This is a genomic window from Pseudomonas sp. NFX5 (assembly GCF_049132125.1).
GTDB lineage: Bacteria > Pseudomonadota > Gammaproteobacteria > Pseudomonadales > Pseudomonadaceae > Aquipseudomonas > Aquipseudomonas marginalis.
The window spans coordinates 1-12737 of the sequence record NZ_JAFMZG010000019.1 but is presented as its reverse complement, the minus strand read 5'-3'; the positions used below and the strand labels follow the sequence as shown (position 1 = coordinate 12737).

The 12737-nt window shown below is 61.0% G+C and carries 14 protein-coding genes; 10 read left to right on the top strand and 4 right to left on the bottom strand.

The features are described 5' to 3' along the window. Nucleotides 1-35 precede the first annotated feature (35 nt). A complete protein-coding gene (locus tag J1N02_RS11810) occupies nt 36-977 on the top strand; it encodes an alpha/beta hydrolase (protein WP_421147370.1) in 942 nt (313 codons plus the stop codon). Nucleotides 978-1082: 105 nt separating this feature from the next. On the opposite strand, the gene J1N02_RS11805 is transcribed toward J1N02_RS11810, so the two are convergent. Then, entirely contained in the window at nt 1083-1835 is a 753-nt protein-coding gene (locus tag J1N02_RS11805) for a DUF2059 domain-containing protein (RefSeq protein WP_027608412.1), read from the bottom strand. Nucleotides 1836-1966: 131 nt separating this feature from the next. Between J1N02_RS11805 and J1N02_RS11800 the strand changes: the two genes are divergently transcribed. Next, entirely contained in the window at nt 1967-2599 is a 633-nt protein-coding gene (locus J1N02_RS11800) for a 2OG-Fe(II) oxygenase (protein WP_027608413.1), read from the top strand. A 2-nt stretch (nt 2600-2601) separates the two neighbouring features. Beyond that, nucleotides 2602-3084, top strand: coding sequence for a DUF523 domain-containing protein (locus J1N02_RS11795; RefSeq protein ID WP_027608414.1), 483 nt, complete (start codon nt 2602-2604; stop codon nt 3082-3084). Here J1N02_RS11795 and J1N02_RS11790 read toward each other — a convergent pair. Beyond that, on the bottom strand, nt 3035-3559 hold the full coding sequence (locus J1N02_RS11790) for a transporter substrate-binding domain-containing protein (protein WP_051429424.1): 525 nt from the start codon (nt 3557-3559) through the stop codon (nt 3035-3037). The genes J1N02_RS11795 and J1N02_RS11790 overlap by 50 nt on opposite strands. Before the next feature lie 134 nt (nt 3560-3693). Here J1N02_RS11790 and J1N02_RS11785 point away from each other — a divergent pair, with 134 nt between their 5' ends. Then, on the top strand, nt 3694-4134 hold the full coding sequence (locus J1N02_RS11785; protein WP_027608415.1) for a DUF4399 domain-containing protein: 441 nt from the start codon (nt 3694-3696) through the stop codon (nt 4132-4134). A gap of 67 nt (nt 4135-4201) precedes the next feature. On the opposite strand, the gene serA is transcribed toward J1N02_RS11785, so the two are convergent. Beyond that, entirely contained in the window at nt 4202-5431 is a 1230-nt protein-coding gene (gene serA / locus J1N02_RS11780; RefSeq protein ID WP_027608416.1) for a phosphoglycerate dehydrogenase, read from the bottom strand. A gap of 205 nt (nt 5432-5636) precedes the next feature. Between serA and J1N02_RS11775 the strand changes: the two genes are divergently transcribed. The 4 genes from J1N02_RS11775 (at nt 5637) to J1N02_RS11760 (ending at nt 9852) form a co-directional block, all read left to right on the top strand. Continuing rightward, nucleotides 5637-7031: an FAD-binding oxidoreductase gene (locus tag J1N02_RS11775; RefSeq protein ID WP_092355745.1), complete on the top strand. Its 1395-nt coding sequence runs from the start codon at nt 5637-5639 to the stop codon at nt 7029-7031. A 23-nt stretch (nt 7032-7054) separates the two neighbouring features. Then, entirely contained in the window at nt 7055-7720 is a 666-nt protein-coding gene (locus J1N02_RS11770) for a fumarylacetoacetate hydrolase family protein (RefSeq protein ID WP_027608418.1), read from the top strand. 169 nt (nt 7721-7889) lie between these two features. After that, a complete protein-coding gene (locus J1N02_RS11765) occupies nt 7890-8816 on the top strand; it encodes an SdiA-regulated domain-containing protein (RefSeq protein WP_027608419.1) in 927 nt (308 codons plus the stop codon). Between the two features lie 121 nt (nt 8817-8937). Beyond that, a complete protein-coding gene (locus tag J1N02_RS11760) occupies nt 8938-9852 on the top strand; it encodes an SdiA-regulated domain-containing protein (protein WP_027608420.1) in 915 nt (304 codons plus the stop codon). Nucleotides 9853-9870: 18 nt separating this feature from the next. Here the strand turns inward: J1N02_RS11760 and rpiA are convergent, their stop codons facing one another. Continuing rightward, complete coding sequence (gene rpiA / locus J1N02_RS11755; RefSeq protein WP_027608421.1) at nt 9871-10542, bottom strand: ribose-5-phosphate isomerase RpiA; 672 nt, start codon at nt 10540-10542, stop codon at nt 9871-9873. A 136-nt stretch (nt 10543-10678) separates the two neighbouring features. Between rpiA and ilvA the strand changes: the two genes are divergently transcribed. Together ilvA and J1N02_RS11745 are read left to right on the top strand one after the other, a co-directional pair. Beyond that, nucleotides 10679-12193, top strand: coding sequence for a threonine ammonia-lyase, biosynthetic (gene ilvA, locus J1N02_RS11750; protein WP_421147369.1), 1515 nt, complete (start codon nt 10679-10681; stop codon nt 12191-12193). A gap of 41 nt (nt 12194-12234) precedes the next feature. Further along, nucleotides 12235-12648: a DUF2269 family protein gene (locus J1N02_RS11745; RefSeq protein ID WP_108573408.1), complete on the top strand. Its 414-nt coding sequence runs from the start codon at nt 12235-12237 to the stop codon at nt 12646-12648. The last annotated feature ends 89 nt before the right edge of the window (nt 12649-12737 follow it).

Genomic DNA, 12737 nt, shown 5'->3' with positions numbered 1-12737 from the left:
CGATATTCATCTTCGCCGCAAGTCTGGAACCCTTTATGCCTGTGACCTTTGACCCTGATCACCTTCGCGAAAGCCTGCGGCCCCTGGTGGATGCGCAACCGCTTTCAGCCGAAGCGCGGGTCTACCAGCGTTTCTATGGGCTGGACCTGAGTGCACGCAAAGTGCCGGCGGTGAGTCGGCTGGGGCGTTTCGAGGTGGCTGGGTTCGAGGTGGTCGCCCAGGTGTGGTGGCCGCCCGTGCCGGTGGCGACGATGTTTATGTTCCACGGCTTCTACGACCATATGGGCCTGTATCGCCACGTGGTGGACTGGGCCTTGGACCAGGGCTTTGTGGTAATCGCCTGCGATTTGCCGGGCCATGGCTTGTCCAGCGGCGTGCGCGCCAGCATCGATGATTTTGCCGTGTACCAGGATGTGGTGCAGGCACTGTTCGCCCAGGCCCAAGCGCTGCAATTGCCGCAGCCCTGGCACTTGTTCGGGCAAAGCACCGGCGGCGCGGTGGTGGTGGACCACTTGCTCAACCATGGCGCTACCAGTCCGGCGCAAGGCAAGACCTTCCTGCTCTCACCGCTGGTGCGGCCGCGTGCGTGGGGATGGTCGCAGGTCAGCTATTACCTGCTGCGCCCGTTCGTCAAAGGCATCGCCCGGCGCTTCAGCGAGAACACTCACGACCCGGCGTTCAAGCCGTTCCTGGAAGCCGACCCGCTGCAACCCCGGCAACTGCCCACCGCCTGGGTAGGCGCCCTGGCGCGCTGGATCAAACGCATCGAAGCCGCGCCACGCAGCCCTCGGCGGCCGGTGATTGTGCAGGGTGAGGAAGACATGACGGTGGATTGGCAGCACAACTTGCAGGTGCTGCGGGGCAAGTTCGACCAGCCCGAGGTGTTGATGCTGTCGCGCGGCCGGCATCACTTGGCGAATGAGATTCCTGAGATTCGTGAAGAGTACTTCCGGTATTTGACAGACCATTTGAAATAACACAATCCAAATGTGGGAGGGGGCTTGCCCCCGATAGCGGTGCATCAGTCAGCTTATCTGTAGCTGACCCACTGCCATCGGGGGCAAGCCCCCTCCCACATTTTATTACTGTGTCAGGCTTGAAGTGCTCTGGCCGACTGCCAGACCTGCGCGAATCGCCGCCAGCGCCGCCTGGTAATACGCCTTACCTTCCGGTGACTCCGCAAACGTCGCGAACTCCTCCAGCTCCGGGTCGGACAAATCCCGATAGACGTACAGCAGAGTGTTGTTCAGGTCATTGCCAATCTGTTGCATCAGTCGCTCGCGCTGGCCATTCAGCATGCCTTGGGCCTGGCCGCCACCCAGCAGGCCGGGGATCATCTGGCTCAAGCTGTCGGCGGCCACGCCGGCGATCGCCAGGCTCACCTCCGCCCCGGCTTCGCGGGCGGGCAGGGCCTGGGCCAGGTGGCCGATGATCAGGCTGCGGGTGGCGTCAGCCTCGATGTGCGGCAGGCCTTGGGCGTTTTTTGCCAACTGGTCACGGCGCGTGGCCAGTAACTCGGCCGCAACGACCTTGCGGCCCAGGGGCGATTGGAAAAACGCCAGGGCCGGCGCAGGGTCTGCCAGGTGCTTGCGTAGCTGGGCTTCGGCGCGCTGGTCCATGGCCTGGGCGGCAAAGCGCTTGTTGCTGTTGTCCACCAGCGCCTGGTACACCGCCGGCGGCAGGCTGTTACGGTAGCGTTGCTGGGCAGCACTGAGGGCGTCATTGAAATGCGCACGTTGTTCGGCCCAGCCGGCGACCTTGTACAACTGGTCATGGCCGTCTGCCCAGGCGGGCAAAACGCAGAACATCAGCAAGGAAAAAAACAAACGACGCATATGGACTCCTGTCAGTCGGCCACTATTGTCCGTGTCGGGCGTAGGATTTGTCGAGAAGTCCTATCAGTCAGCTGACTAAAGTGTATTCAGACGCTCGGCGGCTCTGTCGGATTCACAGGCGTATGGATACTATGCGCGCCATGCAAATACCCCTCGATCACCCCCTGCTGCAACGCATCGTCGATGACCTGGCCGAAAAAGGCTGGTCGCAGCAGAACGGCTTCCTGCCCCAGGCTCTGACCCTGGAACTGGCGGCTGAGTGCCGTAAACGTGCGGCCGAGGGTGAACTGGCCCCGGCGGCCGTGGGACGTGGGCCGGCCCAGGAGATTCGCGAGGGCATTCGTGGTGACCATATCCAGTGGCTGGAGGAGGGCGACGCGGCGGTCTGCGACAGCTATATGGCGTTGATGGACACGCTGCGCCTGGCGATGAACCGTGGTTTGTTCCTCGGCCTTGAGGATTTCGAAAGCCACTTCGCCATGTATCCCCCCGGCGCGTTTTACCTCAGGCACCTGGACCGGTTCCGCGACGATGATCGGCGCATGGTTTCGGCGGTGATCTACTTGAACGACGCCTGGTTGCCCGAGCACGGTGGCCAGCTGCGCATGTACCTCAAGGACGGCGTCGAATACGACGTGGTGCCCAGCGGTGGATGCCTGGTGGTGTTCCTGTCGGGCGAGGTGCCCCACGAAGTCTTGCCGGCTACGCGCGAGCGCCTGTCCCTCACCGGGTGGTTCCGTCGGCGCGGTAACGAGCCGTTCTAACCATGCAAAAGATTCTGATCAGCCGCTGCCTGCTTGGCCACAAGGTGCGCTACGACGGTGGGGCCAGCGGGCCGTTCGATCAACTGGCGGCGTGGCAGGCTGAAGGGCGCGTGGTTGCGATCTGCCCGGAAGTGTCGGGCGGTCTGCCGACGCCCAGGCCCTCCGCCGAGATTCCAGGTGGGCAGGGCATCGATGTCTGGGAAGGCCGCGCCCAGGTGCTGACGGCCGAGGGCGAAGACTTCAGCGCCGCCTTCCTCGACGGCGCCCGGCAAGCCTTGGCGTTGGTGCAGCGCCATCACATCCGCATCGCCATTCTCAAGGCCAATAGTCCGTCCTGCGGCAACCTGCTGACCTATGACGGCACTTTCACCGGTGTCAAGGTCAGTGGCGAAGGCGTAACGGCGGCGCTGCTCAAGCGCCATGGCGTGCAGGTGTTCAGTGAGCTGGAGTTGCCTGCGGCGGCACTGGCGTTGGCGCGCCTGTAGGGGCCTGGTCCTCGAACCACTTCTGGGACAGCGCCTTTAAACGGCCATCGTCCTTCACCCGCTTCAGCGCACCGTCCAGGCTGGTCTTGAAGGCCGGGTTGCCCTTCTGGAACGGGATCGCCAGCTCAGGCTTGTCGTGATAAGCCTCGCTGAAATCGAACTGATCCTTAAGCTCGGCAGTCATAGCGACATGGTTGATGGCCACATCGTATTTGCCGGTTGAGACCCCCGGCAGCATGTCGGCGTCATCGGTGGTGATAAACGAGGGGCGCACGTCCATTTCCTTTGCCAGCAATTCACCCAGCTCGACTTCAAAGCCGGTGAGTTTGTCGCCTTCCTTGAAATTGTACGGTGGTGTGTTGGCTTCAAGGGCGATGCGGAGTTCGCCGCGATCGTTTACATCGTCGATCAGTTCGGCATGAGCCAGAGGGCTCAGAAGGGGCAGCAACAGTAACAGGCCAGGCGAAAAGCGCATGGTCACTCCTAAAGAATTCGAATGTGCGAGGCGCCGTTCAGCATCGCTTTGCTATGGTGGTGAGTGCCTTGGACAGCAATTTGTCGCGAAGTTGTCAGAACCCTACAGATTTCATGGAAAAACTGGAGAAGCGAATGAAAGCCCTATTGTCCCGTGCAACCATTGCCAGCCTGTTGCTGGGTGCCTCGATGTTGGCGAATGCCGCCGATGTTCCGCGTACCCCCGCGCCCAAGGGAGCTGAGGTGTTTATCGTCTCGCCCAAGGATGGCGCGACCGTCGACAAAACCTTCACCGTCAAATTCGGCGTCAAGGGCCTGGACCTTGAGCCGATCGACAAGCAAGTACCAAACGCCGGCCACCATCATCTGCTGGTAGACCAGGATGTACAGTCGCTGAAGGCTGATGAGGCCATCCCAGCCACCGCCACGTCGATTCACTTCGGTAAGGCGCAGACTGAAACCGAACTGACCCTGGCTCCAGGCAAGCACACCCTGCAACTGGTCGCAGGCGACAACGTGCATCGCCAATTCGAGCCCACTGTAGCCTCGAAAGTGATCACGGTTAACGTCAAGTAAGATTTGTTCAGACAAAAAAATGGGAGGCCCCTGCGGGTCTCCCATTTTTTATGCAGCGTTTGCAGCGTTAGAACAACACGCGGCTACGGATAGTGCCGTTGATGTGTTGCAGCTTCTCTTGCGCCAGGTCCGAGTACTCGGCGTCGACGTCGATCACCACGTAGCCGACCTTCTCGTTGGTCTGCAGGAACTGACCGGAGATGTTGATGCCGTTTTCCGCGAAGACCTTGTTGATCTCCATCATCACCCCAGGGATGTTCTGGTGGATGTGCAGCAGGCGGTGCTTGCCAGGGTGAGCCGGCAGGGCCACTTCCGGGAAGTTGACGGACGAGACCGAGGTACCGTTGTCGCTGTACTTGACCAGCTTCTCCGACACTTCCAGGCCAATGTTGGCTTGGGCTTCGGCAGTGGAACCACCGATGTGCGGGGTCAGGATCACGTTGTCCAGGCCACGCAGCGGGCTTTCGAAGATGTCGTCGTTGGAGCGGGGCTCCACCGGGAACACGTCGATTGCGGCGCCGATCAGGTGCTTGTCCTTGATCGCGTCGGCCAGGGCGTCCAGCTCGACCACGGTGCCCCGTGCAGCGTTGATCAGGATGCCGCCTTTCTTGATGGCGCGGATTTCCTTCTCGCCGATCATCCACTGGGTCTCTGCGGTTTCCGGAACGTGCAGGGTGACGATGTCGGACATGCCCAGCAGCTCGGTCAGGCTCGACACCTGGGTGGCGTTGCCCAATGGCAGCTTGGTCAGGGTGTCGTAGAAGAACACCTGCATGCCGAGGCCTTCGGCCAGTACCGACAGTTGCGTGCCGATCGAGCCGTAACCGACGATACCCAGCTTCTTGCCCCGGATTTCGAAGGAGTTGGCCGCGCTCTTGATCCAGCCGCCACGGTGGCAGGAAGCGTTCTTCTCAGGGATACCGCGCAGCAGCAGGATGGCCTCGGCCAGCACCAGCTCCGCCACGGAACGGGTGTTGGAGTACGGGGCGTTGAACACTGCAATGCCGCGCTCGCGCGCTGCGTCGAGGTCGACCTGGTTGGTGCCGATGCAGAAACAGCCGACCGCCACGAGTTTCTTGGCGTGATCGAAGATCTCTTCGGTCAGCTGAGTACGGGAGCGAATGCCGATAAAGTGCGCGTCGGCGATCTTTTCCTTGAGCTGGGCTTCCGGCAGAGAACTGGTGATGTACTCAATGCTGGAGTACCCGGCGGCCTTCAGTACGTCGACGGCCGATGGGTGGACGCCTTCCAGAAGAAGGAACTTGATCTTGCTCTTATCGAGAGAAGTCTTGCTCATCTGCGTAAACCTGTATCCCGGAGAAAAATGGCAGGGAATCGGATCGCTTAAGCTGACCCGGACGGCAGGAAAGCCGTCACCGCAGAAACGCCCTTGGGCTCTGTCCTGCGGGGGCGGTATGCTAGCATACGCGCCCCGCTAAACACCTATTCCTGCGACGTGAAGCGTTCTCAGGATGACCATGAATTGTTCGAGAGTTCTGTCGATGACCCATCCTGCCCTGATTGATGAGCTAAAGACCCTGGTTGAGCCCGGCAAAGTGCTGACCGACGCCGACTCCCTGGAGGCTTACGGCAAGGATTGGACCAAGCACTTCGCGCCCGCGCCGACCGCCATCGTGTTCCCCAAGACCACCGAGCAGGTGCAGGCCATTGTCCGTTGGGCCAATGCGCACAAGGTGGCGCTGGTGCCATCCGGTGGTCGTACCGGCCTGTCGGCTGCTGCCGTGGCGGCCAATGGCGAAGTGGTCGTCTCGTTCGACTATATGAACCAGATCCTCGACGTGAACCTCACCGACCGCACCGCCGTGTGCCAGCCGGGCGTGGTCACCAAGCAATTGCAGAACGTCGCCGAAGAAAATGGCCTGTACTACCCGGTGGACTTCGCGTCGTCCGGTTCCAGCCAGATTGGCGGCAATATCGGCACCAATGCCGGCGGGATCAAGGTCATTCGCTACGGTATGACTCGCAACTGGGTGGCCGGCATGAAAGTCGTCACCGGCAAGGGCGATGTGCTGGAGCTGAACCGCGACCTGATCAAGAACGCCACCGGCTATGACATGCGCCAACTGTTTATCGGCGCCGAAGGCACCCTGGGCTTTGTGGTCGAAGCCACCATGCGCCTGGACCGTGCGCCGAAAAACCTCACCGCGATGGTGCTCGGCACCACCGATTTCGACTCGATCATGCCGGTGCTGCACGCCTTCCAGGGCAAGCTGGACCTGACCGCCTTCGAATTCTTTTCCGACAAGGCCTTGGCCAAAGTCCTCGGCCGTGGCGATGTGCCGGCGCCGTTCGAGACCGAGTGCCCGTTCTACGCGCTGCTGGAATTCGAAGCCACCACCGAAGAAGTCGCCAACCACGCCCTGGAAACCTTCGAGCACTGCGTCGAGCAGGGCTGGGTGCTGGACGGCGTGATGAGCCAGAGCGAAACCCAGTTGCACAACCTGTGGAAACTGCGCGAGTACATCTCCGAGACCATTTCCCACTGGACGCCTTACAAGAACGATATTTCGGTCACCGTCTCCAAAGTACCAGGGTTCTTGAAGGAAATTGATGCGATCGTCGGCGAACACTACCCGGACTTCGAAATCGTCTGGTTCGGCCATATCGGCGACGGCAACCTGCACCTGAACATCCTCAAGCCGGAAAACCTGAGCAAGGATGAGTTCTTCGCCAAGTGCGCCACCGTGAACAAGTGGGTGTTCGAAACCGTTCAGAAGTACAACGGTTCGATTTCCGCCGAACACGGCGTGGGCATGACCAAGCGTGATTACCTGACCTACAGCCGCTCGCCGGTTGAGATCGAATACATGAAAGCAGTGAAGGCAGTGTTCGACCCGAACGGGATCATGAACCCTGGCAAGATCTTCGCTGTTTAACCGCCCCCCGAAGGAGTCGTTTCATGAGCTACCAGCACAAGTATGTCGACGGCACCAATATCCACTTTCCTGTCGGTAAAGTGGTGTGTATTGGGCGTAACTACGCCGAACATGCCAAGGAACTGGATAACCCGGTGCCGACCGAGCCGTTGCTGTTCATCAAGCCGGGCAGTTGCGTCGTCCCGCTGGAAGGCGGTTTCAGCATTCCGACCGAGCGCGGTTCGGTGCACTACGAGGCGGAAATCGCGGTGCTGATCGGCAAGCCGCTGTCGAACAAGCCCAGCCGTGAAGAAGTGCTGGACGCCATCTCCGGCTTCGCCCCGGCCCTGGATCTGACCCTGCGCGACAAACAATCCGAGCTGAAAGCCAAGGGCCTGCCGTGGGAAATCGCCAAGTCCTTCGACGGCGCGGCGGTGATTGCACCGTTCGTGGTCGGCAGCACCTTCGCGGACGTGACCGATATTGGCATTCGCCTGACCATCAATGGCGAAGTGCGCCAGGACGGCAACAGCGCGAGCATGCTCAACCCGATCGTGCCGATGATCCAGTACATGGCCGGCTGCTTCTCGCTGCAGGCCGGCGACGTGATCCTCACCGGCACCCCGGCCGGCGTGGGCCCGTTGAATGTGGGTGATGACCTGGTGTTGGAATTGACCGGCGTAAACCGCTTCGAAAGCAGCGTTCGATAAGCACCTGATGTGGGAGGGGGCTTGCCCCTTCCACATTGGGTCCGAATCCATCTCGTGCATCGGCTTTTGCATTTTTTTCACACCCCATCCGGATAATCCTCAGCCTCCTGCGCGCGGGTCCATTGATCCTGTGCTATCACCTACCGCTGACTTTCCGGAAAAGCACCCCATGGCCGTGTCCCTGCCTTCCGCCACACCCAAGCCGCGCTCTCGCTTTGCCTTGCGCTGGTATTCCTGGCTATTTCTGGCGGGTGCCATCGTGTACGGCATTTCCTGGGCCATGCATTGGGACGATCGCGGCGTGCTGTGGCTGTTGGAGGGCTTTGAAACGCCCGCCGAGCGCAGCGAAAGTGTGTGGTTGCCTGACTATCACGTTGTCATCGACGCCAAGGTTTTGCCGGGCATGGAGAAAGACGAAGCCTCGGACGTCTCCTATAACCCGCAGACCAAAACCCTGTTTTCCGTCATGGGTAAAAACCCGTTCCTGGTCGAGCTGAGCCTGCAAGGCGACGTATTGCGCAAGATGCCGCTCAATGGCTGGGACAACCCGGAAGGCTTGACCGTGATGGAAAATGGCCTGATGGCCGTGGTCGACGAACGCCAGCACAACCTGACCATCGTCAAGATCGACGCTGCCACCCAGCAATTGAACAAGGCCGACTTCCCGAGCTATGACCTGGGCCCGTCCAAGGATCAGAACAAAGCGTTCGAGGGGCTTACCTGGGACAAGCGCAATCAGCAATTTGTGCTGGGTGAAGAGCGGCCGCCGGCGTTGTTCACCTGGAAAAGCGACGGCAGCCAGACCCTGGTCGGCGATAAACAGAAACTGGCCAGCAAAGAGCTGGACATGCGCAACCTTTCGGCCCTGGCCATCGACCCGCGCACCGGCCATCTGCTGGTGTTATCGGCCGACTCCCACTTGTTGCTGGAGTTGGACGAGAAGGGTGAACAAGTCAGCTTCATGACCCTGCTCGGTGGCTTCAACGGCCTCAAGAACACCATCCCCCGTGCGGAGGGGGTCACCATGGATGAGGACGGCACGCTCTATATGGTCAGTGAGCCAAACCTGTTCTATCGTTTCGAAAAGCAGAAATAACAGACGAATCACGTCGGATATTTCTCTATTAGCGGCATTCGCCAGACACCAGGGTGCGTTTAAGTTTAAATTCAGACAGGCGTGATATTCATTCGCCACTTTTGACTTTGAGCACCGCCCGATGCGTCGATTTGCCCGCCCCAAACCCATTCTTTTTATGCTGGTGTTGATCGCCCTGGTCAGCGCCGGGGCGGTTGCGCAGCATTTTCGCCTGTTCGAGCGCGCCTGGTTCAACTGGCAGGCCTGGCGTCAGCCGGCGGACGAGCGCTCCATCGGCCTGGCGGATTACCGAGTGACCCTTGAGGCCCAGGTTATCGAAGGGCTCGACGACGATGTCTCGGCCCTCACCTACGACCCGGTACGCAAGAGCCTGTTTACCGTCACCAATAAAAATGCCGAGCTGATCGAGCTGTCCCTTGAGGGCAAGATCCTGCGACGCATCCCGTTGGTGGGGTTTGGTGATGCCGAGGCGGTGGAATTTATCAGCGACAACATCTATGTCATCACCGACGAGCGCCAGCAGCGGCTGATCAAGGTGCATGTGGACGACGATACCCAATTCCTCGACGCCGCCGATGCGGAACAGATGACCCTGGGCCTGCATGTCGGGGGCAACAAGGGGTTTGAGGGGTTGGCCTATGACTCGGTGGGCAAGCGCCTGTTCGTGGCCAAGGAACGCGACCCGATGCTGATCTACGAGGTCCATGGCTTTCCCCATTTCAAACCGGAAAAAACCTACTCGGTGCACGTGATCAACAACCCCAAGCGCGATGCCGGGCTGTTTGTGCGCGACCTGTCGAGCCTGCAATACGACGAGCGCAGCGGTCATTTGCTGGCGCTGTCGGATGAGTCGTTCCTGGTGCTGGAGCTGGATATCGACGGTCGCCCATTGAGCAGCCTGTCTCTGCTCAATGGGCGCCATGGCCTGAAAAAACGGGTGCCCCAGGCCGAAGGGATCGCCATGGATGACGAGGGCACGTTGTATCTGGTCAGCGAGCCGAACCTGTTCTACGTGTTCAAGAAACCCAATCCTTGAGACACATTGGGTTTTGCATCAGGCTTTAAGGGTTTTCACGCCTTCGGAAGTGCCCAGCAGCAGCACATCCGCCGGACGCGCCGCGAACAGGCCGTTGGTGACCACGCCGACGATGGCGTTGATCTGGGTCTCAAGCTCCACCGGGTTGGTGATCTGCATATTGAACACGTCGAGGATGATGTTGCCGTTGTCGGTCAACACGCCTTCGCGGTACACCGGATCGCCACCCAGCTTCACCAGCTCGCGAGCCACGTGGCTGCGGGCCATCGGGATGACTTCCACCGGCAGCGGGAACGCGCCGAGCACCGGTACCAGCTTGCTGGCGTCGGCGATGCAGATAAAGGTCTTGGCCACCGCCGCGACGATTTTCTCGCGGGTCAGGGCTGCACCGCCGCCCTTGATCAGGTTCAGGTGTTCGTCGCTTTCATCGGCGCCGTCGACGTAGAACTCCAGGTCGCTCACGGTGTTGAGCTCGTACACCGGAATGCCATGGCCCTTGAGGCGCGCGGCGGTGGCTTCGGAACTGGCAACGGCGCCGTCGAACGCGCCTTTGTGCCGGGCCAGCGCATCGATAAAGCAGTTGGCGGTGGAGCCGGTGCCGACACCGACGATGCTCTTGTCGTCGAGTTTGGGAAGGATTAAATCGACGGCGGCCTGGGCCACTGCCTGTTTGAGTTGATCCTGGGTCATGCGGGCTCCGGAACGGGCGGGGAGTAAAGAGGGGCGCGAGTATAACCCAACAAAACCTCCGGATTCGTGTGGTCGCCCGGCCAAACGCTGGGTTAGACTCCTTGGCCCTGCCCAACCCGCCCAGTGATTTCCGCCGATGCTTGAACAGTACGTCAAAAAGATCCTCACCTCGCGCGTCTATGACGTTGCCGTAGAAACCCCGCTGCAGACCGCCCGCCAGCTCTCCGAGCGGCTGGGCAACAAGGTCTGGCTCAAGCGTGAAGACTTGCAGCCGGTGTTCTCGTTCAAGATTCGCGGCGCGTACAACAAGCTGACTCAATTGACGGCTGAAGAGCGCGCGCGCGGCGTGGTCACGGCCTCGGCGGGCAACCATGCCCAGGGCCTGGCCCTGGCGGCCAAGGTGCTGGGGGTCAAGGCCACGATCGTGATGCCCAAGACGACTCCGGAGATCAAGGTCGAAGGCGTGCGCTCCCGTGGCGGCAAAGTGGTGCTGCACGGCGATTCCTTCCCGGAAGCCCTGGCCTACTCGCTGAAGCTGGTCGACGAAAAAGGCTACGTCTACATTCACCCCTACGATGATCCGCACACCATTGCCGGGCAGGGCACCGTGGCGATGGAGATCCTGCGCCAGCACCCGGGGCCCCTGGACGCGATTTTCGTACCGGTGGGCGGCGGCGGGCTGATCGCGGGCATTGCGGCGTACGTGAAATACCTGCGCCCGGAGATCAGGATCATCGGCGTCGAGCCGGACGACTCCAACTGCCTGCAAGCTGCCATGGCTGCCGGCGAGCGTGTGGTGCTGCCCACCGTGGGCATTTTTGCCGATGGCGTGGCGGTGGCGCAGATCGGCCAGCACACCTTCGACATCTGCAAACACTATGTGGATGAAGTGATCACCGTCAGCACCGATGAAATCTGTGCCGCGATCAAGGACATCTACGACGACACCCGTTCCATCACCGAGCCGGCCGGCGCGCTCGGCGTAGCAGGCATCAAGAAATACGTGGAGACCCGTGGCGTCACCGGCCAGGTCCTGGTGGCCATCGACTCCGGCGCCAACGTCAACTTCGACCGCCTGCGCCATGTGGCCGAGCGCGCCGAGCTGGGTGAAGGTCGCGAAGCCATTATTGCCGTGACCATCCCTGAGAAACCGGGCAGCTTCAAGGCGTTCTGCGAGGCGGTGGGCAAGCGCCAGATCACCGAGTTCAACTACCGCTACCACTCCGGCAGCGAAGCGCACATCTTTGTCGGCGTGCAGACCCACCCGGAAAACGACCCGCGCAGTGCGCTGATCGCCAGCCTCACCAGCCAGGGTTTCCCGGTGCTGGACCTGACCGAGAACGAACTGGCCAAGTTGCACATCCGCCATATGGTGGGTGGGCATGCGGCCCAGGTCAGTGATGAAGTGGTGTTTCGCTTCGAATTCCCGGAGCGTCCGGGGGCCTTGTTCAACTTTCTTAATAAATTGGGCGGGCGCTGGAACATCTCGATGTTCCACTATCGCAACCACGGTGCCGCTGACGGCCGTGTGGTCGCCGGCCTGCAAGTGCCGGCGAACGAGCGCCATCTGGTCCCGGCGGCCCTGGAAGCCATTGGCTACCCGTATTGGGATGAAAGCGATAACCCGGCCTACAAACTGTTTCTCGGTTGAGCGACTACGCTGATTGGGGCGGCCTTTAAGGAAAACGACAGATGGAAACCCTTACCACCCTCAAAGTTATCCACGTAGCCGCCACGGTGTTGCTGCTGCTCAGCGGCCTCGGCCTGGCGCTGCTGGCCTGGCGCAAGCGCAGCGCCGGCCCGGCCGTGACCGTGCAGCGCCCGTGGGCGTTCGTGTGGTTACTGATGGGCGTTTGCATGGTCAGCATGCCGTTTACCGGCTGGTGGCTGGTGCACCTGGTCGGCTGGCCGCTGGGGCAGGCCTGGATCCTGGGTTCCAGCATCCTCTACACCGTGGCCGCGCTGGCCTGGTTCTGGCTGGTGGCACGGCTTAATCGGCTGCGCAAAGGCGAGGGCGGCAGCCTGAATTTCACCCTGGTGCTGGCGGTGGTAAGCCTGGTGGGGTTTGTGGCGATTGCCGGGCTCATGGGCGCCAAGCCGGTTTAATGCGGTGAGGGCTTCTGTGGTGAGCGGGCTTGCCCCGCGCTGGGCTGCGAAGCAGCCCCGACAAAGGCCCGCATTTTTCCTGATGAGAC